This window comes from Bartonella tribocorum CIP 105476 (assembly GCF_000196435.1).
Taxonomy (GTDB): domain Bacteria; phylum Pseudomonadota; class Alphaproteobacteria; order Rhizobiales; family Rhizobiaceae; genus Bartonella; species Bartonella tribocorum.
The window spans coordinates 1,527,696-1,550,753 of record NC_010161.1 but is presented as its reverse complement, the minus strand read 5'-3'; the positions used below and the strand labels follow the sequence as shown (position 1 = coordinate 1,550,753).

16 protein-coding genes and 1 pseudogene are annotated in these 23,058 nt (G+C 37.6%); 8 read left to right on the top strand and 9 right to left on the bottom strand.

Annotated features, from left to right (window positions below):
* Positions 1–134 precede the first annotated feature (134 nt).
* The 3 genes from BTR_RS06950 to BTR_RS06940 all read left to right on the top strand — a co-directional run bounded on the left by BTR_RS06950 (position 135) and on the right by BTR_RS06940 (position 5,191).
* Positions 135–536, top strand: a complete 402-nt coding sequence (locus BTR_RS06950) for a hypothetical protein (protein ID WP_012231948.1) — start codon at positions 135–137, stop codon at positions 534–536.
* Positions 537–682: 146 nt separating this feature from the next.
* Positions 683–1,132 (top strand): hypothetical protein, encoded by a 450-nt coding sequence (locus BTR_RS06945; RefSeq protein ID WP_012231947.1) that lies wholly within the window; start codon positions 683–685, stop codon positions 1,130–1,132.
* Between the two features lie 1,305 nt (positions 1,133–2,437).
* Complete coding sequence (locus tag BTR_RS06940; RefSeq protein ID WP_012231946.1) at positions 2,438–5,191, top strand: autotransporter outer membrane beta-barrel domain-containing protein; 2,754 nt, start codon at positions 2,438–2,440, stop codon at positions 5,189–5,191.
* Positions 5,192–6,052: 861 nt separating this feature from the next.
* On the opposite strand, the gene BTR_RS06935 is transcribed toward BTR_RS06940, so the two are convergent.
* Genes BTR_RS06935 through BTR_RS13270 form a run of 5 tightly spaced genes read right to left on the bottom strand, consistent with a single transcriptional unit; the run spans position 6,053 to position 10,007 of the window.
* Positions 6,053–7,318, bottom strand: a complete 1,266-nt coding sequence (locus BTR_RS06935) for an ATP-grasp domain-containing protein (RefSeq protein ID WP_012231945.1) — start codon at positions 7,316–7,318, stop codon at positions 6,053–6,055.
* Positions 7,315–8,262: a DMT family transporter gene (locus BTR_RS06930; protein ID WP_081458164.1), complete on the bottom strand. Its 948-nt coding sequence runs from the start codon at positions 8,260–8,262 to the stop codon at positions 7,315–7,317. Before BTR_RS06930 ends, BTR_RS06935 begins: the two co-directional genes overlap by 4 nt.
* On the bottom strand, positions 8,259–9,464 hold the full coding sequence (locus tag BTR_RS06925) for a DUF6421 family protein (RefSeq protein ID WP_012231943.1): 1,206 nt from the start codon (positions 9,462–9,464) through the stop codon (positions 8,259–8,261). The genes BTR_RS06930 and BTR_RS06925 overlap by 4 nt, the downstream gene beginning before the upstream one ends.
* Positions 9,451–9,759: a prephenate dehydratase domain-containing protein gene (locus tag BTR_RS13275; protein ID WP_012231942.1), complete on the bottom strand. Its 309-nt coding sequence runs from the start codon at positions 9,757–9,759 to the stop codon at positions 9,451–9,453. The genes BTR_RS06925 and BTR_RS13275 overlap by 14 nt, the downstream gene beginning before the upstream one ends.
* A 53-nt stretch (positions 9,760–9,812) precedes the next feature.
* Positions 9,813–10,007 carry a hypothetical protein gene (locus BTR_RS13270; protein ID WP_049776840.1) on the bottom strand — a complete coding sequence of 65 codons (195 nt, stop codon included), beginning with the start codon at positions 10,005–10,007 and terminating at the stop codon, positions 9,813–9,815.
* A gap of 750 nt (positions 10,008–10,757) precedes the next feature.
* Between BTR_RS13270 and BTR_RS06915 the strand changes: the two genes are divergently transcribed.
* A complete protein-coding gene (locus tag BTR_RS06915; RefSeq protein ID WP_012231941.1) occupies positions 10,758–11,540 on the top strand; it encodes an ATP12 family chaperone protein in 783 nt (260 codons plus the stop codon).
* 10 nt (positions 11,541–11,550) lie between these two features.
* On the opposite strand, the gene BTR_RS06910 is transcribed toward BTR_RS06915, so the two are convergent.
* The 4 genes from BTR_RS06910 to uvrA all read right to left on the bottom strand — a co-directional run bounded on the left by BTR_RS06910 (position 11,551) and on the right by uvrA (position 18,043).
* The gene (locus BTR_RS06910) at positions 11,551–12,096 is read right to left on the bottom strand and encodes a hypothetical protein (RefSeq protein WP_012231940.1); all 546 of its coding nucleotides are present in this window, start codon (positions 12,094–12,096) and stop codon (positions 11,551–11,553) included.
* Between the two features lie 164 nt (positions 12,097–12,260).
* Positions 12,261–13,670, bottom strand: coding sequence for a type I glutamate--ammonia ligase (gene glnA / locus BTR_RS06905; protein WP_012231939.1), 1,410 nt, complete (start codon positions 13,668–13,670; stop codon positions 12,261–12,263).
* A gap of 57 nt (positions 13,671–13,727) precedes the next feature.
* The gene (locus tag BTR_RS06900; protein ID WP_012231938.1) at positions 13,728–14,066 is read right to left on the bottom strand and encodes a P-II family nitrogen regulator; all 339 of its coding nucleotides are present in this window, start codon (positions 14,064–14,066) and stop codon (positions 13,728–13,730) included.
* Positions 14,067–15,127: 1,061 nt separating this feature from the next.
* Positions 15,128–18,043 carry an excinuclease ABC subunit UvrA gene (gene uvrA, locus BTR_RS06895; RefSeq protein ID WP_012231937.1) on the bottom strand — a complete coding sequence of 972 codons (2,916 nt, stop codon included), beginning with the start codon at positions 18,041–18,043 and terminating at the stop codon, positions 15,128–15,130.
* A 332-nt stretch (positions 18,044–18,375) separates the two neighbouring features.
* On the opposite strand from uvrA, the gene ssb reads away from it, so the two are divergent.
* The 4 genes and pseudogenes from ssb to BTR_RS06875 all read left to right on the top strand — a co-directional run bounded on the left by ssb (position 18,376) and on the right by BTR_RS06875 (position 23,042).
* Positions 18,376–18,882 carry a single-stranded DNA-binding protein gene (ssb, locus tag BTR_RS06890; RefSeq protein WP_012231936.1) on the top strand — a complete coding sequence of 169 codons (507 nt, stop codon included), beginning with the start codon at positions 18,376–18,378 and terminating at the stop codon, positions 18,880–18,882.
* A gap of 240 nt (positions 18,883–19,122) precedes the next feature.
* Complete coding sequence (gyrA, locus tag BTR_RS06885) at positions 19,123–21,906, top strand: DNA gyrase subunit A (protein ID WP_038473713.1); 2,784 nt, start codon at positions 19,123–19,125, stop codon at positions 21,904–21,906.
* A gap of 24 nt (positions 21,907–21,930) precedes the next feature.
* A pseudogene (coaD, locus tag BTR_RS06880) lies at positions 21,931–22,450 on the top strand (pantetheine-phosphate adenylyltransferase).
* On the top strand, positions 22,440–23,042 hold the full coding sequence (locus BTR_RS06875; protein ID WP_012231933.1) for a peptidylprolyl isomerase: 603 nt from the start codon (positions 22,440–22,442) through the stop codon (positions 23,040–23,042). The pseudogene coaD and the gene BTR_RS06875 overlap by 11 nt, the downstream one beginning before the upstream one ends.
* Positions 23,043–23,058 lie beyond the last annotated feature (16 nt).

The following is a 23,058-nucleotide window of genomic DNA, read 5'->3' as shown; positions in this document are numbered from 1 at the left end:
ATGGCATAATCATCGGAAAAAGATAAATGATATAAAGATTGATAATGTCCATCATTGTTTTGGAAATGAAAAAACAGCATGTAAAATAATTTATAGATTGTTTCGTGTTATCAAAATTATTTAAGGATAGGAAAATGAAGCAGATTTTAAAATTATTAAGCGGGATAGCCCTATTTGTTATTGCTGGATGTTACCCAGAGCAGCCTTCTCGAACAGCTGTAGATACATGGGAAAAGTCCGGTGCGGATCAACTTGAGGTCAAAAAAGCTCTGTTGGAATGCGGAATGCAACATCTTGATGGTCGTCTTGATACAGAAAAAAGTACAGATGAGAAATTCAATGCAGAGGAGTCTGTGAATACATGCATGATACAAGCAGGTTTTCAGGATAAATTGGGAAGGGTGAAGTGGTGTGAGAAATATGAGAATCTTCCGATTTGTCAGCCTGATGCTGTTATTCCTCAGCGAAATGTAGAGAGGCGCTTGAATAGTCCTCATTGTGAAGAGCACAAAGAACAACCTGAATGTCAGCCTTAGGTGTTGAAGCTGCTGTAATCAAAAATCCTTACATTCTTGTTTTTGCAGGGGGGATTGTTTCTTCGATGTCTATGTGCTAACGAGGGTTATCTTGCATGTGAGAGGACTTATCAGTCTTTCTATCGTAGATATTGAAGGAGGGGGAGATGCAAAGAATATTGAAATTATTGAGTTCTATCATTTTATTAAGCTCTGCTGGGTGTATTAGCAAACCTCCCCCATCGACCTTGGAATTATGGGAAAAGCCTGGTGTTGATAAGTCTGTGGTCCAACAAGCACTGTCAAAATGTGGCTGGAAACCGATCTATGCTTCTTCTGAAAGTATGGATTCGCGTGTAAGTGAGTTTGCAGCAGTTTATGAATGCATGACTCAAGCAGGTTATAGGTACAAATTACAAGATTCAAAGGGAATCTATTTTTCATTAGCGCCACGAAGTGATTCATTTTTAGTCAACTTAATGGTAGCAGGGTATCAGCAGGTTATGGACAATGATACTTTTGGTGTAACCAATTCGACCAAACAAGAGCGAGATTTGATGTTACGTCTTGAGAATGATAGAAAACGCCAGAAAATAAAAAAAGCTTTGAAAAAATGAAATATTCATCTTGAAAGCAATAATTGAATGAAAAATATTATGGAGGAAAGGGAGAGAAATATAGTTCTTTTCCCTCCTGGTATAGTGATATCTATCAGTTCTGAGAGTGCTAGTGATGTTATTGCCAGATGATGATATTGGGGAATGTTTAGAGATTTATTCAATGTAAAAAGGGGATCCAAATAGCTTAACTAAAGTATCTGCTTTAACGATAAGAAGCAGATTGCTTTCATAGAACAGATTTTTATGAAATTTTATTTTGATGCTTTTCAATTTCAGGATAGTGAGTGTTTCACTGTATTTTAGTTTTTATCTGAAAATTCAAAATGTCATGCAAGTGGTTTTGATGTAAATAGCTTTTCATTTTATGATCTGTTTTTAGATGATATCTTCTAAAGTATTTCATTGATGTAGTTTGACTGTAGGTTTGGCATTAAGTGGGAATAGGTAGGATTAGTTAGGAATAGGTGGTAATTTTTTGTTTTTATGTACAATTTTTACCATTAAATGCACGTTTTATCAAAATAGATTTTGATACCTAAAATTGGAAAAAAAAACGCGGAAAATGGTAAAAATTGCGATTTTGTAGAAAAAATGAGAAAAGGCTTTGAAAGATCTTTGAAAATCCTTTGAGAACCCCTTTTAAAACCCTTCAAAAAAAATAAATTGATGCAAAACCTGCTATCAAATTATGCAAAACCTGATGACAAAGCTGCAATTGATTCATTCACATCATTGATGATAGGTATTAAAAGAAGTTTTGTTTGTTTATTCAATTTTGTGCTAGATAACTGGCAACTTTAATTTAGAAATTGTGTACATTCGCTTATATCCCAGTGAGCGTTTCTTTGGTTTTTTGTTGTGGTTGAAGAAATGATGTGGTTATAGATTTTACTGTATCTCATTGTATGATATTTTTATTAACATATTTTGATCATTTGAATCTTTAAAATTATTATCATTTTGTTTTATTTTTATTTTTGAGAAATGAGATAAGTTGAATATTATATCTCCTCAAAATTCACATTTTTTCGCATTTTTGGAGGGATTGGTTTTCTAGCGCTTTGTGCTATAACTCTCAGCGTTTTAGGGGATGAATCTTTAAAGGGATCGTCATCCTCAATGATATTTTTAAATTTTTTGTTCTTTCTTTACATAAAATACAAAACCTATTATGAAGTGCTGTCATTTGTCAGAAAAATAATAAAATAGCTTTTTATTTTATTCTTATTGTATTTAATTTTGCAGTTTATTGTTTTGCCAGCATTTTTTGTTTTTGTTGAAAAAAGAAAGTTTTGAAAAGCAATGGTAATCAAGATATCTAATAATCGCTTGTACTCGTGCGTTTTTACAGCAGCTATTTTTTCTTTTTTGTTAAACATAAATATTGAGGCGCATTCTCGCTCATTTGTATCACTGTCATGTGATGAAAAAAAATTACCTTATGAATGCAGTGATGGTACAAAGCATACAATTAGTGATAAAATATATAAGTTCACGACACCTGTTAAACCAAAGAATGAAAAGGGGAGTTCTCTCACTTTGCTTGCTGCTATAGGAGTGCAGAAGCCAAATACAGTTATTCAGGCAATGCGTATAGAGGTTGAAGGTATTGCGGGTATAGAGGATCTTTATGGTGCTGTTGTATCGCAAGGGGGAAAAATTGTCTTGAGCGATTCAGCTTTTAAAAATGTATCAATAGGTCTTAAAGCTGATCGTGGAATGATTGAGGTCAATCGTGGAACGATTGAAGCGTCTCAGGTCGCTGCTTATGCAGAGAAAGTAGGAGCATCTGTTACGTTAACGAATACAAAAGTTAAAGTGGAGGGGCAGGGTCTTGGTCAAGAGAGTGCTCTTTTCGTTAGTGCTGATGCGGATATTCAGATGAAAGGAGGATTTATTGATGTGAATGATGCCGCTGCTCTTTATGTGGGGAGAGGGGGGCGTGCAACTTTAGATAATGTTACCATTACTTCAAAACATCAAAAAACAGAAGATAGAGAAAATACAAATGAAAAAATTGCACATACAGTTTTCAATGTAAAACAGCAGGGTTCTATTTATTTAAAAAATACGAATATTATTTCTACGGATGTTCATGTTTTAACTGTTGGACAAGATTTTAACACACAATCTGGGGACGGTTGGAAAGGAAATATTTTAATTTCGCGGGTTAATATTGAAGATTCAACCATTAAGGCAATAGGAAACAAGCATGGTATGCATTTTGAAATGGGAGGAGAGAATAATGCGTTCGAACAGGGACTTGTTTTTTTGAAAAGGACCGTTTTTGAGGTTCCAGCTGGAACAGCTATTCATAGTCATAACAGTCGGAGTTATATTGGAGTAACAGAAGGCACAAAAATTTCCGGTGATTTATTGTTAACAGCTGAAAAAGGGGGGACTGTAGCGATTTTGGCAGATTCTTCTTCATTGATAGGGGGGACTCGTGTTGATGATAATTCTATTGCTGAGCTTTATTTGACAAAAGGATCAAAGTGGTTTTTGACAGGAAGAAGAAAAACAGATTCGCACGCTGCAAATCGGACAAGTTCGTTTATTTCATTTGTAAAACTTTCTGATAGTTTTATTGCTTTTGCCTCCCCAATGTTTCACGAGTATCAGACACTTTATATTGGGAAGGGAGAAAAAGAAGTTTATAATGCGCAAGATAAGGCGGATATTTATCTCAATACACATCTCAAGAGTGATGGTTTGCTCGATAATAAAAAGACTGATCGACTTTTGATACACGGTAATGTTTCTGGAAAAACGACAGTTTATGTGCAATTTGTTGTAGGAAAACAGGAGGAGATAGCAACGGATGAAAATGCTCATAGTATTTCACTTATTCAGGTTTCTGGAAAAGCGGCAGAGGATTCTTTTCAGTTAAATCGTGCTTATATTGCCTTAGAGGGTTTGCCTTACCAATATTATCTTAATGGCTATGGTCCAGCTTCTTCTCTTGGACCAGCAAAAACTTCTCAAAGATTGGTTGAAGGAGAGGGAGATTTTTGGGATTTTCGCCTTGAAAGTAAGTATATTCAGCCTGCTTTAGGGATGTCTGTTATTCCTCATTCTGAGCTAAAGATTAGGGAAGTTGTCCCACAAGTTCCGACCTATCTTCTGTTACAAAATGCTTTGTTTCATGTGGGGATTATGGATATTAATAATCAACAAAAGAAGTTGCAAACGACGCGGTCTATTTCTCGTAAATTATTAAAAGTTGAAGGAAATTTTGCTTTATCTGTTTATGGTTATGGTGGGAGTTCTCGGTATGTTTCAGATCTTTCTGCTCTTGAATATGGCTACGATGGTCATGTTGATTATAACGCTATAGAAACAGACATCTTACTCAAAACGATAGAGAGGGCATATAGTACGATATCTTTTGGAATGATGGGAAGTTATGGGAAGCTTTCCTTACAACCTCGTAACGTAAAACAAAGTCAAAAGAGTCCGTTTAATAAATGGTTATTTACGGCATACGGTAGTGTGGAACACAATACTGGTTTTTATGTAGACGGTCTTTTATCTTATGGTTTTTTGAAAGGTGATGTGCTTACGTATGCTTGGGGTAAGACGGCGACATTAAAAGCAAATCCTCTGAATGTTTCGTTGTCTGCTGGTAAAGCGTTTATGACAGGACATGAAGGTCTTATTTTTGATCCGCAGATTCAGCTTATTTATCAACACCTTCAATTTGATAAGTTTCGTGATATTGATGGATTTGATGTTGAGATGAAAAAAGGGGATCAGTGGTTGATGCGTATTGGAGGATATTTAAGTAAAATATTTACAGCATCTGAAAAGGATCATATCATTTTCTTTAAGGGCAATATTCATTTTGCACATCGTTTTGGTGAAAAACAATTTGTTCATCTAAAAGATGTTTTCCAGTTAGGTGCTTTTGGTTCTTCTTTAGAAACAGGTTTGGGTATTAATGCACAATTTTCCTCTAAAGTTACACTTTACAGTGATCTTAGCTATCAGCATAAGCTAACCAAGGCAGGTTTTTCTGGCGTGCGTTTTTCTGGTGGATTACGTTATCATTTTTAATAATTTTTTTTAAAATAATCCATGTGTTTTGATAAATATAAAAGGATCACGTTGTTTTGAATTTTTTGTTTCATTGATAAGGGACTCAAATGCTTTGAAAAGAATGTGTCAGTGAAACTCTAAATCTGTTTGTGTTGTTTTACCAAGATATGAGATGCATTCGTCGTCAGTTTTTTAATAGCAGCATTGTTGTCCTATATACTGTAAAATACCGTCGTTTGACGGGGGCATTAAGAAAGGCAGGAAGGTATTGATTTTTAATTGAGGGCGTTTGCTGTTAAGCAAAGATGGATGATGCGTAAATGCACCATTTCGTATTTTTTGTGAAGTGCACTTTTCTGCTTTGCGTTATATTCTGTGAGGAATATCTTAAAAATATGTGAGAGTATATGCCTCTCTTTTTAGATGGAAAGTGTGCAGGGTTGTGGGTGAATTATCACTATCAAATTCAACATTTCCAGTTTTTAAATCGAGATAAATTCTTAAAAAGATTATTCTAGCAGCTGTTGTCGAATATATGAACAAGATCATTGTCTTGTCTGTTAAATAGATATGAAAATATAATTCTTAAATCAGAGTGGGGTTGGTAAGGTCTTTTTTCTCTTTTGAGATGTGGAGATAAGAGGGTGATTATGTCGAAAAAATCGATTATAGGTCGTCATTATTTCGAATATAGAAATATTGAAGAGTTTCTATTAAAATGCGCTGTAAAAATAGGTTATAGTTTTTTCAATCTTTTGTTTTTGAAATATGCATCTTTAATAAAAAGGTGTTTGCGAAATTTTAGGAAATCGCCTTGTGATTTTTCCTGTATCGATGAAATTTATATAAAAATTTAGATTGAGTGGAATCTTTATAGGGTTATTGATCAACATGGTGTTTCCATAGGATGCTTAAGGTATTATCAAGCCATTTATGGTAATCGCGCGCTTCTTGATCTGAGGCATGAACAGAGAAAATAAAACCAGGATATCCACCAAATGCTGGTGGAGGTGGTGAAATATGATCAGGTTCAAAGAAAATTATAGTTTTGGTGGTTTGAGGATGCTGTACAACCTTCTCTAAACCTAAAAATCCGCAGAAGCGTCCATAACCATGAAGAGGAATAATGTAATTTGCAGCCACTTTTTTAGCTGGGAGTATATCAGGAAGGTCTGGGGTTTGTTCCGCTAAAGCTGCTTTCATACAGAGTTTTGCAAATGAAACTCCTGTTCCTTGTTCCACAATAAAATGGGAGACACCTGATCCACCTATACGAGCGCCGATCTCAATGATATAAGGTAAATTATGAGCATCGAGACGTAGCTCTACATGGGCAGCACCCATGTTTATACCAAGAGCTTTAACGCCCGAGCATGCAACCTCACATAAAGCAATAATTAAAGGATCATCTCTATCACAGCGTTGACGATAAATTGTTTCCTCAAACCATGGTCCTTCAGGTTGTCCTTTGTCGCCAACGGCTAAAACATGCACACCTGCTGTATCAACAAAACATTCTACGACAAATTCTTTTCCTGGCAAATACTGTTCTACGACTAAACCTATAGGTTTATTTTTATCATTAAAACGTGCCATGTCTTTATGCTGAACATTCCATACGGCTTTAATGAGGCCAGGAAGTTCAGCGGAATTTTTAGCTAACATTACGCCTGTACTCGCCCATCCAGAGACGGGTTTAATAACGAGCGGATAATCCAAGCCATGTGTTTGTGATAGATCTTCTGGATTGTCTATATAAAGAAATCTTGGTGTTCTTAAGCCTGCTTTAGAAAAAGCTTGACGCATGAGATATTTGTTTCTGGTTAATGCTGCTACTTCTGGTTCAATACTTGGAGTGTTGATTTTTTTTGAAGCCAAAGCTGTCCATAGAATTGCTTCTTCACGAAGGGTCATAACCCCAGCAATATTGCGTTCTTTTACTCCCATTGCAAAAGTGTCTAGAGCTGCTTCTGGTTTATCAAAAACAGGAAGTTGCCAAGTTGAAGTTACTGCTGCGGGGAGTTGAGTAGGAGCGCTTTCAGCGGTATCATAGATCATTACTAATTCGATATTAGCTGCCTTGGCAGCTTCAAATATAAATGGTAGTTTTGCATTGCGTTGGCAAACTAACGCGAGTTTTTTCATTGTGTTTCCTCATTAAATTTGGAATTTTGAGCACGACGTTTCTGTTGCCATTCAGATACCTTTGATGCATCTATAAATAAGAGTGTCATTCCTATAACAGCCATCATCATAGCAATTATTTTGATAATATTGAGAGAGGTGCTCGAGCCAATTATCCATTCACATGCAACGACTGCAAAAGGAGATAATACACCAATAGTGTTGGCGTATAATACACCTCCCTCAGCTAAAACTTTTTGGTACAAAACGTAAACTGGTGCTGAGCAAATAGTTCCTAAAATCAAAATCTTAAATATATCTTCTAAATTAAGATATAAGATTGGAGCAGGATCAAAAATGAATAACGGCATAAATGACGCTGCAGAAATTGTCGTGATCCAAGCCAGTGAGGTGAGCAAAGGTAAATTTTTAAGATAACGTTTAGACAATAAGCCATAAGCAGAGTAAGAAAGCGCTGCTGTTAAAGCAAGAGCTATTCCTATGAGGCTGTAATATTCCCCCTCTACACTGTTTATATTGAATGCTATAGCAGCTATACTGACAATGATCATACCGATAAGCTTGAACCATGAAAACATAAGGCTATTCGTCAATATCCCCAATATATAGGTAATTCCTGGAATAGTGGCGAGAACCATGGTTAAATCACTGGCTTTGAGCGATTTTAATGCACCAAAGCTGCATACAAAGTACAGCGAGAATCCTAACACTGATAGAATGAAAAAAGGAGGGATCATGGAAAGTAATGGTAGGGATCTGAAAACAGCTTTCTCACGCAATAGTGCAATCAACCATAAGGCGGCGGCAGTAGCAAACAACCTCAGTCCAACCGCATGCATGACTGGTATATTGCTCACCAAATTCTTAGATAATAACCAACTTATGGAAAACAATGCGAGAATGGCAAAAGTAAATAAGAATAACCGTCCTTTTAAGAAACTCAATGACTTAATCCCCCAATAACGCGCTGTGCATAAGATGAAGTTGAAAAATTAAATCTTGACTGTGAAGTTTGCGGTTTTCCAAGATTATTTTGGATATAATCTTTAGCGCCTGCCAAATAAGCATCATCATCTAATGTTTCAAGTGCTTCTATATCTGCTATCATCAATACTATTACTGCTTCAAGACGCTCCAAATCAAATTGAAGATACCCCCGATCCGTTTCAATCAATGCTTTGTTACGCATCAATATTTCAAAAAGTAAGATTCCTGTACCAGCATCGAATGTCATATGTTGATCAGAACCTTTTGGATAACGGAATATGCGTTCTAAGAGGACAAACTCAGTTATTTCTTTCCAAAATTTTGGATGATTTTGTAGCATCATACGCACTGTAATTAAATCAACTTTAATTTCTTCTAGAAGACCTGTAAACCAATTTAATTTTATATATAGATTTTTATCCAATGGCCGCGGTCCGGTATGATGTGCATAGTCATGATAATAGCCCCACAAACAGCGAATATCATAAATGTCCTCTTTAGATAAGTTACGACTATACAATTGACCGAACAGAAATTTACTATCGCGACCGAGTAAACGTTCAGCTTCCACAATTGTCTGCTTGTTGTAAATATCAAAGAATTTGCTGAAAAAAAACAAAGCAAATGCTTGCTTATCAATTTTTTTAGCGGTTGCCACAGATTCTGGGAATAGAACAATGCAATTGCCTTCTAAAAACCCCTTTGATGCTATTCCCATTTTTATACATTGAAATGGTGATACATAATTATTGGTATATTTTGAGGCATCAGCAAGATAGGTCGTTTCATGACGATATCCTGTAACTAATTCCAGCCGGAATCCTTCTGGATCAGGACCGTTCGTTGCACGCATGGGAGCCAAGAAAAACAAGGGAGCATCTGGTAATGGTGCTTTGAAAGCAGCTAAAGTGTTATCAAATTTAGGAGGAGTAGTGAAACCACTGAGCATCCACTGATGAAGATCCTCAGAAGTGATCGCTAAAAGTTTTGGAGATAGTCCGTCCAGAATATTGGCATGGTGATTCAGCAGAGTGATCAATTCACTGATCATATTATTATCTGCTAGAGTTGGTTCCTTAATACTCCCATCTCGTTCTTGGCGCATACGGAATTTGTCAACCAAGTTAACAATGGAAAGAAGTGCTTCAGATTTTTTCATGATGCGCTGACTTTAACGAATGGAGCAAAAAAGCCATTGGCACTTGTCCAAAATTTTCGATAATCCTTAGCTTATAGCGATTTGCCGCAACTGACGTTGTGATACAAGCATCTGCTTTTTCAGCATTACAAAGAACGGCTGCATCAGCATTGCTGTTGGCAAATATTTTGTCGTATTGATGAGCCAAAGATTGAGGGGCAGGATGAGTCGCTACGGTTTTAATTTCATCAGCGTTGTTGCGTTTAGCTAAAACCATAGAGTGAGTAGGCATGATAAAGCTGTCAAATAATTGCATGTCACCTAAACGGGTAAATATGAGTGTGTGCAAATCAGGGTAAGCAGCACAGCTTAGGAGATAACCATCTTTTTTTGAACAAGTTCATTAAATGCTTCTTCAAGAGTTGCGTATAAGATAATACGAGATCTTGAGTGAGTGGATGAAATATTTTGATTGTGATTGTCAAGCCACCATTGTGCTGCAGCTGCACAGTTAGTATCTGCAGGGCCAAGTGTATAGATAAAAGGATTATTTTCAGATTGCATGATCTATTCTTTTAATTATATAAATAAATTACTGAAATATATTAAGAATAATTAGTTAATTATAATTTAATTTAGATTTTTTAATATATTTTAATACAAATTTACGAGTTAATACCGTATTGTTACAAATATTATTAAACAATATTAATAAAAATATGCTACAAAATTAAATAATAAATTGTTTTATTGTGCAAAGAATAATTCTAATTTAGCTATTTTGAGGCAATGATGGTTATCCTATTACACTATCAAATACTTCTTTTTAGGGTTGTGATATTAGGCAGGAAAAACTTTACGCATGGGTAACTATATGAGACGAATAATTGGGGTGCCTTTGCAGCTGAAAGGTATACTGATGAGTAAAATACACTTCTCCATATTTTGAAGGATGTACGTTTTTCTGCTTTAAAATTTTGTGAAAAGCATTTAAAAGACTGAAATGTGTGTGGAAGCCGCTCTTGTAGATGGATAACTTGAAGGTGATGAACGCATTTTCATCAGTAAATTTAATGCATTCAGTTTTTTAAGTAAGATAGAACTTTTTCAAAAATTATTCTAACAACTGTTTTTAGAATATATAGACAAGATCATTGTCTTGTTCGTTAAATAAAGGATATATTTAAAATCAGATTAGAATTGGTAAGATTTTTCGTTCATTTAGGATAGGGAAAGAAGTCACTTTAAATCTTAAATAAGATATATAGGGATTTGAAAATCAATCGTTTTTTGAAATATCAGAGGTGAAGTAATATGCGTGAAATTTTGAATCATTTTGATAGACCCTTAAATAAAAATAGTTCTGTTCAGAATACTCAAAATGTTTCATGCCAATCACACCCCAAACGGTTTTATAAGCAAGTGAAAATTGCTTGTGAGGAGGGCGATTTTACAATTTTATTGGATGAACGTCCCGTTAAAACGCCTGCAAAGCGCCCTTTTCTTGTGCCAACGGAAGTGTTTGCTGAGTTCATTGCTCAGGAATTTGAGAGCCAAAAGCACGTTGTTGATCCAACAAAAATGCCAATGACGCGTCTGGTGAATACTGTTATTGATGGTATCGCTGATGATATGCAGGTTGTTTTTGAAGATTTATTGCGTTTCGTTGCCTGTGATATGATCTTTTATCGTGCACAAACACCTAAAGAGTTGGTGCAAAAACAATCTGAGCAATGGGATCCTTTATTAGATTGGGCAGAAGAAAAACTGGGTGCACGGTTTTATTTGACAGAAGGGCTGATGCATGTGGAACAATCACCAGAGGCACTTCAAGCTGTGAGTCATTATTTGCGTAGCGTTGAGTCTCCTTATATGCTTGCTGCACTTCATATGATGACAACCTTAACGGGATCTGCTCTTATTGCTCTTGCTGTTGCTGCGGGAAAAATTGATGCGGATCATGCTTGGTCTATTGCCCATTTAGATGAAGATTGGATGATGGAACAATGGGGAAAAGATAAAGAGACAATGGCACACCGTGCTCACAAAAAAGCTGAGTTTAAGGCTGCTGCTACAATTGTCATAGCTTGTTTATAAGTTTTTTTTACTATAGTATTTTTGTGATTTTTTGCGGATTGATTTTTACTTTTTCAAGTCCAGGAAATACTTCATTGGTTATACTTAAGATTGCTTCGTCATTCCCTCGGATAAAATACCATTGATTATTATGAAATAGGGCAATAATTTCAGTTTGAATAGAGCATTTTTTTCCAGAATTTGTTGTGGTTACAAGCTCAACGGGTATAACAAAATAAGGAATGCCATTATCAAGTGTACCTTCACGTTTTTGTTTTTGGTCAATGTGGATACTTTCAATCTTATAATTTTCTGACAACTGTTCGATTTGGCTTTTCATAATTTGCCGAAATTGCGATTGACTAAGATTTTTTTTAGCGGTTAAACTGTTAATGATTTCGGGAGGGATAGCATTTAAGATGGCATTCGCATCGGCATTTTTAAGCGCTTTGCTATAAAAAGAAGTTGCGTTTTCAAGGGCTGTGAGTTTTTGATTTGTAATTGCATGTGCTTGAGTTTTTGATGAGATAAGGACAATGCATAAAAAAGTGCAAACGAGAAAACAAATTCGCGCCATTAGAAACCTTGTTAATTCATTTGAAGAGATTCAGAATGATTATAAAGGAAAAGTAGATAAGTAAAAAGCCTTTTGCACTATTTGCTCTCTTGTACGAGAAGAATATCCACAAAAATGGAGGCTTTTACCTCCATTTTAAAAATCAAAAAAATGGGTATGATTGTTTAAACAGAATAGTACATATCAAATTCAACAGGATGGGGCGTTGTTTCGTAACGCAAGACTTCTTGCATCTTTACTTGAATGAAGGAATTAATCTGATCATCATCAAAAACATCACCAGCTTTAAGAAAGCCACGATCTTTGTCGAGCGCTTCAAGTGCTTCACGCAGACTTCCTGAAACGGTAGGGATTTCTTTGCGTTCTTTTAAGGGAAGATCATAAAGATCTTTATCCATAGCATGTCCAGGGTGAATTTTGTTTTTGATGCCATCAAGACCAGCCATTAAGAGGGCTGCAAATGCTAAATAAGGATTTGCTGTTGGGTCTGGAAAACGAACTTCTACGCGTTTTGAATTTGGCGAAGAACTCATTGGAATACGGCAAGATGCAGAACGATTACGTGCCGAATAGGCAAGAAGGACAGGCGCTTCATAACCAGGAACCAACCGCTTGTAGGAATTTGTGGATGGGTTGGTAAAGGCATTGATTGCTTTTGCATGCTTAATGACGCCACCGATAAAAAACAAACAGGTTTCTGAAAGTCCGGCATATTCATTTCCCGCAAAAATGGGCTTACCATCTTTCCAAATAGACATGTGGACGTGCATACCTGAGCCATTGTCACCAAACACCGGTTTGGGCATGAAAGTTGCTGTTTTTCCATAACTGTTTGCTATTTGATGAACGACATATTTAAAAATTTGCATCTTATCCGCTTCGCGAACGAGCGTATCGAAACGAATACCCAATTCATGTTGACCCGCTGCCACTTCGTGATGGTGTTTTTCCACTTGTACGCCCATATCTTTGAGTGCTGTGAGCATTTCAGAACGCATATCTTGGCAGGAATCAATCGGCGGGACGGGAAGATAGCCTCCCTTCATTCGTGGGCGATGCCCTAGATTACCTGTTTCATATTCTGTATCATCATTGGAAGGAAGTTCACTTGAATCGAGTTTAAACCCCGTGTTGTAAGGGTCCGTTTTATAGCGCACGTCATCAAAGATAAAAAATTCTGCTTCTGGACCTATATTGATTGTATCGCCAATGCCTAAAGATTTCATATAAACCTCAGCCCTTTTGGCGATAGAACGAGGATCCCTACGATAAAATTCACCAGAGACAGGATCAAGGATGTCACAAAATATGACTAATGTAGATTGAGCAAAAAAAGGATCAATATGCGCTGTTTTGGGATCAGGCATTAAAACCATGTCAGATTCATTAATTGTTTTCCAACCGGCAATTGAAGAACCATCAAACATAACACCATCACTAAAGGTATCTTCGCTGATCTCTGCGATATCCATTGTAATGTGATGCAATTTTCCTCGTGGATCAGTAAAACGTAAATCAACAAAACGGATTTCGTTGTCTGCGATCTGTTTGATAATATCGGATGCGGTTGTCATATTCAATTTCCTTAATATGGCGTTGAGGGTGATAAAAAAGTGAATTTTTGTTGTCTATTAAAGAGCATCCACTCCAGTTTCGTCAGTGCCTATACGAATGGCATCATCAATGGAAAAGACAAATATTTTTCCATCTCCTATATGTTTTGTTTGCGCTGCTTTACGTATTGCATCAACAGTTTGTTCTAGTTTTTCATCGGATACAACAATTTCAATCTTTACTTTAGGTAGAAAGTCAACAACATATTTCGTACCACGATAAAGTTCTGTATGTTCCCTTTGGCGACCAAAACCTTTCGCTTCTGTTACTGTAATACCATGTAGTCCAATTTTTTGAAGCGCTTCTTTTACTTCATCAAGTTTGAAAGGTTTTATAATGGCTTCAATTTTTTTCATGCTGAAATGATCTCCAACGTTATTTTGTCTTTTTAGACTGCATCACATTATATTGACAACTGTAAGATGTCCAACAGATACTTTGTGCACAAAAAGTCGACAATAATGATACTTTATGCTCTTGGAGGAGATTTTTTTTGTAGAATTAATGTGAAATATTGTTGTTTTGGAAAAAAATCTTACACTTCTTTTGTACAGAATTAAAATAATATAATAAGGGAGTTTTGTTTTTTTTGAATAATACGTTGATTTATAAGAATAATTATACGTTTTCTCATATTGAATAAGAAATTCTAAGAGCGTGAGATTTTCTCATTTTAGGTCTTTTTATCGTCAATCAATCAAAACAATATCTTTGTATATCCTAAATCGTGCGGGTGTGTGGATAAAAATGGCTAAGAGAGAAATAATAAAGAGACCTATCATAGACTGCACTTCAAATGTAAGGGCTTTGGGGTAGTGATGGGGGCTGGCTAATATCATATAGCGGTGGTTTGCTCCATTATTAAATATAAAGATGCTGATGTACAATGATGGATGTATCGATATACCATTCACAGGAGATGTCATGCAATGGGCTTGGGAGTATTGAGAAATATTACTCTAAAACAAGCGTCTGGAATTGGCAACGCAAATATATTCCGTTTGGGGTATTTTGTCTTTTCGTGAGGTGCGTGATCTTGTTAGAGAACGCGATAAATGAAAGCGTGAAGCAATATGCAATCCTTATTATAAGATCTTATTGCGGATGCTTTTGAAAGTCATCAGGATGAGAATTAAAAGGAGCTGGTAAAGATAAAATTTTTTTTATACCTTTCAAACTTTGTATTCTTTCCAAATTAGGTTGTCTGATCATTTCAGATATAAACAAACAGATAAGAAATATGCAATTATGCACGCATTCCTATTTGGCAATACGAAAACTGAAACAGCTTATAAAGTGCTCAATCGTTTCAGTCTTGTTTCAAACATGCTGCTGCACTGGAATGAAAGATTAATTTACAGATAACAGTAAAAATACAGGCTTTGTTCGTATACTGTATTTTCAAAGGTAAGTCTTTTTAAGCGTTTGAATTGTAGAGAGATTGGCGCTGTAAAACATCTTTTAGAAATTTTCCCGTATAGGAAGCGGGAACTTTAATAATGTCTTCAGGGCGTCCAACTGCAACGATTTCACCACCGCGATCTCCACCTTCTGGTCCTAAATCAATAATCCAGTCGGCTGTCTTGATAACGTCAAGGTTATGTTCAATGACGATGACGGTGTTGCCTTGCTCGACCAGTTCATGGAGCACTTCAAGAAGCTTGGAAATATCATGAAAGTGTAAACCTGTTGTCGGCTCATCCAAAATATAGAGTGTACGTCCCGTTGTTTTGCGCGCAAGTTCTTTCGCAAGTTTTATACGTTGCGCTTCTCCACCAGAAAGCGTGGTCGCTTGCTGTCCTACCTTTATGTAACCCAATCCTACTTTAATGAGGGTCTCCATTTTATTATGAATAGCGGGAACAGCGTGGAAAAATTCTTCTGCCTTTTCGATTGTCATATCCAAAATATCGGCGATAGATTGCCCTTTGAATTTTATTTCTAATGTTTCTCGATTGTAGCGTTTTCCTTTACAGACATCACAAGTGACATAGACATCTGGTAAAAAGTGCATTTCAATTTTGATGACTCCATCACCCTGACAGGCTTCGCAACGTCCTCCTTTAACATTAAATGAAAAACGTCCTGCTTTATAACCACGGGCTTTTGATTCTGGAAGCTCGGCAAACCAGTCACGAATCGGTGTAAAAGCGCCTGTATAGGTTGCGGGATTAGAGCGTGGGGTGCGTCCGATGGGAGACTGGTTGATATCGATGACTTTATCCAGAAATTCTAATCCTTCGATTTTATCATAGCGAGCAGGGCTGTGATGACTACCCATGATCTGATGTGATGCTGCTTTGAAAAGCGTTTCAATAAGAAATGTTGATTTTCCTCCTCCAGAAACACCGGTTATGCATGTGAAGGTTCCAAGAGGGATATTTGCACTGATATTTTTAAGGTTGTTACCTTTAGCACCGATGACTTTAAGGGTTTTCGATTTTGATATTTTACGTCGCTCAGTCGGCATTCTAACAGCCATTTTTCCTGAAAGATATTGTCCTGTGAGAGAGGCTTGATTTTCTATAATTTCTTGCGGTGTTCCTTGCGCTATGACTTTACCACCATGAACGCCTGCAGCAGGGCCCATATCGACAACATGGTCTGCCGTGAGAATAGCATCTTCATCATGTTCAACGACAATGACGGTATTGCCAAGATCGCGCAAATGGCGCAGCATTTCCAAAAGACGTTCATTATCCCGTTGATGTAAACCGATGGATGGTTCGTCTAAAATATAAAGGACGCCTGTAAGACCAGAACCAATCTGGGAGGCTAATCGAATACGTTGGCTTTCTCCCCCTGAAAGGGTCCCTGAATTTCGAGATAAGGTAAGATATTCCAATCCTACATGATTTAAAAAGGCTAAGCGTTCGCGAATTTCTTTTAAAATACGTACCGCGATATTACGTTGTTTCTCTGTGAGATATTGATGGATATTGGCAAACCAATCATCGGCTTTTAGAATAGAAAGATCTGATATTTGCCCAATATGCATCCCGTGGATTTTCACAGCAAGTGCCTCTGGTTTTAAACGATAACCGTGACAGGCTGGGCAAGGTGAAGAAGACATATAACGCTCAATTTCTTCACGGGACCAAGCAGAATCGGTTTCTTTCCAGCGCCTCTCCATGTTGGGGATGATTCCTTCAAAAGGTTGAGTCATTTTATGCGAACGAGAATCATTCCTGTAGATAAAGGAGATTTCATTTCTTTTTGTACCGTAGAGAATAGCTTGTTGTGCCTCATCAGAGAGTTTACACCATTGGTCTGTAAGTTTGAAACCGTAAGCTTTTCCTAATGCTTCTAAGGTTTGGCTATAATAAAGTGAATCTGATTTAGCCCAAGGTGCAATGGCTCCGTCTTTTAAGGTAAGATTTTTATTGGGCACAATTTTCAGTGGGTCCATTGCCTTTTTGATTCCTAGTCCATCGCAAAGAGGACAGGCTCCAAAAGGATTATTGAACGAAAAAAGACGTGGTTCAATTTCAGGGATAGAGAATCCCGATACAGGGCAGGAAAACTTTTCTGAAAAAAGAAGCCGTTTGTGTGTGTCATTTTTTGACTTATGAGCCGATTCTTTTGCCGTTTCTTTTTGTGCCAAGGGTTGGTCTGCCATTTCAACAATGGCAAGTCCATTTGCTAGCTGTAAACAGGTTTCTATACTATCAGCCAAGCGAGAGGTGATATCCTTCTGTACGACAATGCGGTCTACAACGACATCGATGTCATGTTTATACTTTTTATCAAGAGCTGGAATATCGGGGATTTCATAGAATTTTCCATCAACTTTAGCGCGTTGAAATCCCTTTTTTAAAAGTTCTGTTAGTTCTTTTTTATATTCTCCCTTTCGTCCTCGCACCAAGGGAGCCATAATAAAAATTCGGGTTCCTTCTGGTAAGGACATAATTTGGTCCACCATTTGACTTACTGTTTGGCTTTCAATGGGGCGTCCTGTAGCAGGGGAATGAGGAATGCCAATACGTGCAAAAAGGAGACGCATATAGTCGTGGATTTCAGTGACAGTGCCGACCGTTGAACGAGGATTGCGGCTGGTTGTTTTTTGTTCAATGGAGATGGCTGGAGAAAGGCCATCGATACGGTCGACATCAGGTTTTTGCATAACTTCCAAAAATTGGCGTGCATAAGCTGAAAGGCTTTCGACATAGCGGCGTTGTCCTTCAGCGTAAATTGTATCAAAAGCTAAAGATGATTTTCCTGATCCAGAAAGTCCTGTTATAACAATGAGTTTATCACGAGGAAGATCGAGATCAATATTTTTAAGGTTATGTTCACGTGCACCGCGAATGGAGATATATTTTTGATGAGTCATATTTTATCCTTGGCATATGTGACAAAAATTGAGCCTTTAAGACGGAATAAAACTGTTTTTTTAGAATTACAATGTGTTTAACTGCTTTAACGCAGAAAGAAGGTGTAAGTTTTGTGAAAAAAAATATAAATGAGCAGCTTTTTATTCTCTACTGATGGAATAAACTATGCGTTGTTATCATATTTTGTTATAATTATACGGATCCAATATTGGGAAAGGATAGCAATATCCATATTGAAGGTCAATTACAGACCTGTAAATTGAAGGTCAAGATGGTCATAACTGTTATATATAAAGACTATTTTTACGATTAAAATTTTGGAGTTTATGCGATGGCTGGTAGCCTTAATAAAGTTATTTTGATTGGTAATCTCGGGTCAGATCCTGAAATTCGTCGTTTGAATTCTGGAGATCAAGTAGCAAATTTGCGTATTGCTACTTCGGAAAGTTGGCGTGATCGGAATACAAATGAGCGAAAAGAACGCACCGAGTGGCATAATATTGTTATTTTTAATGAGAACCTTGTCAAAGTTGTAGAGCAATATTTAAAAAAGGGAAGCAAAATTTATATTGAGGGGCAGTTACAGACACGGAAATGGCAAGATCAAAATGGAAATGATCGTTATACAACAGAGATTGTTTTGCAAAAATACCGTGGTGAATTACAAATGCTTGATGGGCGTGGGGGAGCGAGTGGGGAGCAAGGAGTTGGTCAAGGGGGCAGTTATAGTGGTGGCTTTGCGGATAGTAGCTCAAATCAGAGAAATACTTTTGGTCAAAATAATAGCCAAGTAGGAGAAAGTTTTTCTCACAAATTAGATGATGACGTTCCTTTCTAAGAGTCTTTACATTACACTATTACGCGTTCTTTATAGTTTGTCTATTTCGGATTTTTGAAGTTTAGCGAAGTGAAAACTGTTTATTATTATTGATAATTTCTAATAGGAATTAATAACATCTTGAAAAATATTGTTAATTTTCTTTTTTATTATGAGAGAGAAATTAGCATTTTTGTGTGTTTTTCGATATAAATCGATATAAACAAAGTAAAATGATTCTTTTTTGAAAGTTTTGAAATTGTGACCGATCTTACTCCACAGCCAGAACGTGATGTGCTGAGCGGTATTGAGCCAATCAGTATTATTGATGAAATGCAACGCTCTTATCTCGATTATGCGATGAGCGTAATTGTTTCGCGTGCACTCCCTGATGTCCGTGATGGTCTTAAACCTGTTCATCGACGTATCCTTCATGCTATGAATGAGATGGGGCTTGTTTTTAATAAACCGTATCGTAAATCTGCTGGTGTTGTTGGGGAGGTTATGGGAAAATTTCATCCCCATGGTGATGCTTCGATTTATGATGCCTTGGTGCGTATGGCGCAGGACTTCTCTTTGAGAAATCCATTGATTGATGGCCAAGGGAATTTTGGTTCCGTTGATGGTGATCCTCCTGCGGCAATGCGCTATACTGAGTGTCGTTTAGAAAAAGTTTCAGAAGAGCTTTTAGCTGATATTGATAAAGATACTGTTGATTTTCAGGATAATTATGATGGGCGTGAACGTGAACCGGTTGTCTTACCAGCGCGTTTTCCCAATCTTTTGGTTAACGGATCAGGGGGGATTGCTGTGGGAATGGCAACCAATATTCCGCCCCATAATCTTAGTGAAGTTGTTGATGGTTGTATTGCTCTGATTGATAATCCCGATATCACACTTGATCAAATAATTGAAATTATTCCTGGTCCAGATTTTCCTACAGGGGGGATTATCCTCGGACGTTCTGGTGTCCGTTCAGCTTATGAAACAGGGCGTGGTTCCATCATTATGCGTGCTAAAGTTGATATTGAAGAAATTCGCAGTGGTCGACAGGCAATTATTGTCAGTGAGATTCCTTATCAGGTTAATAAGGCAACAATGATTGAGAAAATGGCCGAATTGGTGCGTGATAAGCGCATTGAGGGAATCTCTGATTTGCGTGATGAATCTGATCGTGATGGATATCGTGTCGTTATTGAGTTGAAAAAAGATGTTGTTGCGGAAGTTGTTTTAAATCAATTATATCGTTATACGCCGCTGCAAACTTCTTTTGGTTGTAATATGGTTGCGTTAAATGGGGGAAAACCTGAACAAATGACGTTGCTTGATATGCTTCGTGCATTTGTTGCTTTTCGGGAAGAGGTTGTTAGCCGGCGAACAAAATATCTTTTGCGTAAAGCACGTGAGCGGGCCCATGTTTTGGTTGGTCTTGCTCTTGCTGTTGCCAATATTGATGAAATCATAGCGCTTATTCGCAAAGCGCCCGATCCACAGACAGCACGTGCGCAATTAATGGAGCGACGTTGGCCAGCGATGGATGTTGCGCCTTTGATTAAACTTATTGATGATCCCCGTCATATTATTCATGAGGATGGTACTTATAATCTCTCTGAAGAACAGGCGCGTGCTATTTTAGAATTGCGTTTGCAACGCTTGACAGCCCTTGGGCGTGATGAAATTGCTGATGAATTGAATAAAATTGGCGTAGATATTGCTGATTATCTTGATATCTTGGCATCGCGTGTACGCATTATGCACATTGTTAAGGACGAGTTGAGTGCTCTTCGTGAGGAATTTGCAACGCCGCGACGTACCGTCTTTGGTTTTGGTAGCGCTGAGATGGAGAGTGAAGATCTTATTGCTCCAGAGGATATGGTGGTAACGGTGAGCCATAGTGGCTATATTAAGCGCGTTCCTCTTAATACCTATCGTGCACAGCGTCGTGGTGGTAAGGGGCGTTCTGGTATGTCCACGAAGGATGAGGATTTTGTAACGCGGTTGTTTGTCGCTAATACGCATACACCGGTTCTTTTCTTTTCATCACGTGGGATTGTTTATAAGGAAAAAGTTTGGAGACTACCGTTGGGGACGCCGCAATCGCGTGGGAGAGCTTTGATTAATATGCTGCCCTTACAACAAGGTGAACGCATTACAACGATTATGCCTTTACCGGAAGATGAAGCAAGCTGGAGCGCATTGGATATTATGTTTGCAACAACCCGTGGAACTGTGCGTCGTAATAAGTTATCAGATTTCGTTCAGGTTAATCGTAATGGTAAAATTGCCATGAAACTTGATGAAGAAGATGAAATTCTTTCGGTTGAAACCTGTACCGAACATGACGATGTTGTTCTCACAACAGCCAATGGACAATGTATCCGTTTTCCAGTTTTGGATGTTCGTGTCTTTGCAGGGCGTAATTCTGTAGGGGTTCGTGGTATCAATTTGGCTAAAGGTGATAAAGTCATTTCGATGACAATCTTAGAACATGTTGAGGCAACGTCCTTTGAGCGTTCTGCTTATATTAAACGTGTGATGAATGAACGGCGTGCTGCTGGTGCAGATGCTGATGTTGAAGATATTATCTCTCTTGATGAAGAAGATGGAGGAGGTGAAACAGACTTAACAGATGAACGCTATGCCGAACTTCATGCGCGTGAACAAATGCTTTTAACGGTGAGTGAATTTGGTTATGGTAAACGCTCTTCTTCTTATGAATTCCGGATTTCGGGGCGTGGTGGAAAAGGGATTCGTGCAACAGACCCCTCTAAAACAGCTGAAATTGGTAAATTAGTAGCGGCTTTTCCGGTGAAGGCGCAAGATCAAATTATGTTGGTATCAGATGGGGGACAGCTTATTCGCGTCCCCGTTGAGGGAATTCGTACTGCTGGGCGTTCAACTAAGGGAGTGACGATTTTTAATACAGCCGAAGGTGAAAGAGTTGTATCGGTTGAGCGTATTTCTGAACCTGAAGATGATACGCGTTCATTAGAGGATGAAGGTGAGAAGCATTCTGATATCGTTAATATGAGTGAAGAAGAATAATTTTGAAGAGGGTGGAGTGAAATCATGAAAATTGCTTTTTATGCAGGTTCCTTTGATCCTCTTACAAACGGTCACCTTGATGTTTTGAAAGGGTGTTTTGTGTTAGCTGATAAGGTGGTCGTCGCTATAGGACTACAGGCTAATAAAAAGACACTTTTTAGCTTTGAAGAGCGTGTTGATTTCATTACGCAGGTAGGAAAAGACTTGCTCGGTGCAGATTCTAATCGGTTGCAGGTTCTTTCATTTAATAATCTTCTCATTGAGAAGGCGCGTGAAGTTGGTGCTTCATTTCTCATTCGTGGGTTGCGTGATGGGACTGATCTTGATTATGAAATGCAAATGGCAGGGATGAATGGCATTATGGCTCCTGAATTGCAAACTGTTTTTTTGCCGGCAAGCGTTTCTGGGCGTGCGATAACGTCTACATTGGTCCGTCAAATTGCTTCTATGGGAGGAGATGTGACACCATTTGTGCCGTCCAATATTGCACAAGCTTTGCATTCGAAATTTCAGTCTGTTAGGGGAGAGTAATTGTGTATCGTAGAATTTTTGCTGTTTTGATGTGTGTTTTTTGCTTTTTTTCATTGCACGCTGTTGCTGATAATTCTAGCTCAGCAAGTCCAACAAGTGATGCAAGCCTGCTTGTTTTATCTCTCAAAGATGGTGATGTTATTATTCGTTTGCGTCCTGATTTGGCGCCAAAACATGTTGCACAAATCAAAAAACTAACAGAGGAGGGGGCTTATAATAATGTTGTCTTTCATCGCGTTATTCCTGGCTTTATGGCACAAACTGGGGATGTCAAGTTTGGAAAAAAAGGCAGTAGAGATTTTGATCTGAAACGCGTTGGTATGGGAGGTTCAAATTATCCCAATATACCGGCTGAATTTTCAAAGCAGCCGTTTAAACGGGGTACTGTTGGGATGGCACGTTCACAAGATCCAGATTCCGCAAATTCTCAATTCTTCATTTGTTTTGATGATGCTGCTTTTTTAAATGGTCAGTATACGGTTGTTGGAGAGGTTATAAAGGGAATGGATGTTGTTGATAAAATTAAAAAAGGCACTGCAAGTAATAATGGATCTGTAACAAATCCTGATGTTATTCATGCTGCTACTTTACAAATTGAGAGATAAATCAAAGGAGTTTTTC

Excerpts from the sequence above, each read along its gene's own strand:
- BTR_RS13270 (WP_049776840.1), bottom strand. The coding sequence starts at position 10,007 with ATGCAATCTGAAAATAATCCTTTTATCTATACACTTGGCCCTGCAGAT.
- BTR_RS06940 (WP_012231946.1), top strand. The coding sequence starts at position 2,438 with ATGGTAATCAAGATATCTAATAATCGCTTGTACTCGTGCGTTTTTACA.
- BTR_RS06945 (WP_012231947.1), top strand. The coding sequence starts at position 683 with ATGCAAAGAATATTGAAATTATTGAGTTCTATCATTTTATTAAGCTCT.
- uvrA (WP_012231937.1), bottom strand. The coding sequence starts at position 18,043 with ATGACTCATCAAAAATATATCTCCATTCGCGGTGCACGTGAACATAAC.
- BTR_RS06925 (WP_012231943.1), bottom strand. The coding sequence starts at position 9,464 with ATGAAAAAATCTGAAGCACTTCTTTCCATTGTTAACTTGGTTGACAAA.
- glnA (WP_012231939.1), bottom strand. The coding sequence starts at position 13,670 with ATGACAACCGCATCCGATATTATCAAACAGATCGCAGACAACGAAATC.
- BTR_RS06900 (WP_012231938.1), bottom strand. The coding sequence starts at position 14,066 with ATGAAAAAAATTGAAGCCATTATAAAACCTTTCAAACTTGATGAAGTA.
- BTR_RS06950 (WP_012231948.1), top strand. The coding sequence starts at position 135 with ATGAAGCAGATTTTAAAATTATTAAGCGGGATAGCCCTATTTGTTATT.
- BTR_RS06910 (WP_012231940.1), bottom strand. The coding sequence starts at position 12,096 with ATGGCGCGAATTTGTTTTCTCGTTTGCACTTTTTTATGCATTGTCCTT.
- BTR_RS13275 (WP_012231942.1), bottom strand. The coding sequence starts at position 9,759 with ATGCAATTATTTGACAGCTTTATCATGCCTACTCACTCTATGGTTTTA.
- BTR_RS06915 (WP_012231941.1), top strand. The coding sequence starts at position 10,758 with ATGCGTGAAATTTTGAATCATTTTGATAGACCCTTAAATAAAAATAGT.
- ssb (WP_012231936.1), top strand. The coding sequence starts at position 18,376 with ATGGCTGGTAGCCTTAATAAAGTTATTTTGATTGGTAATCTCGGGTCA.
- BTR_RS06935 (WP_012231945.1), bottom strand. The coding sequence starts at position 7,318 with ATGAAAAAACTCGCGTTAGTTTGCCAACGCAATGCAAAACTACCATTT.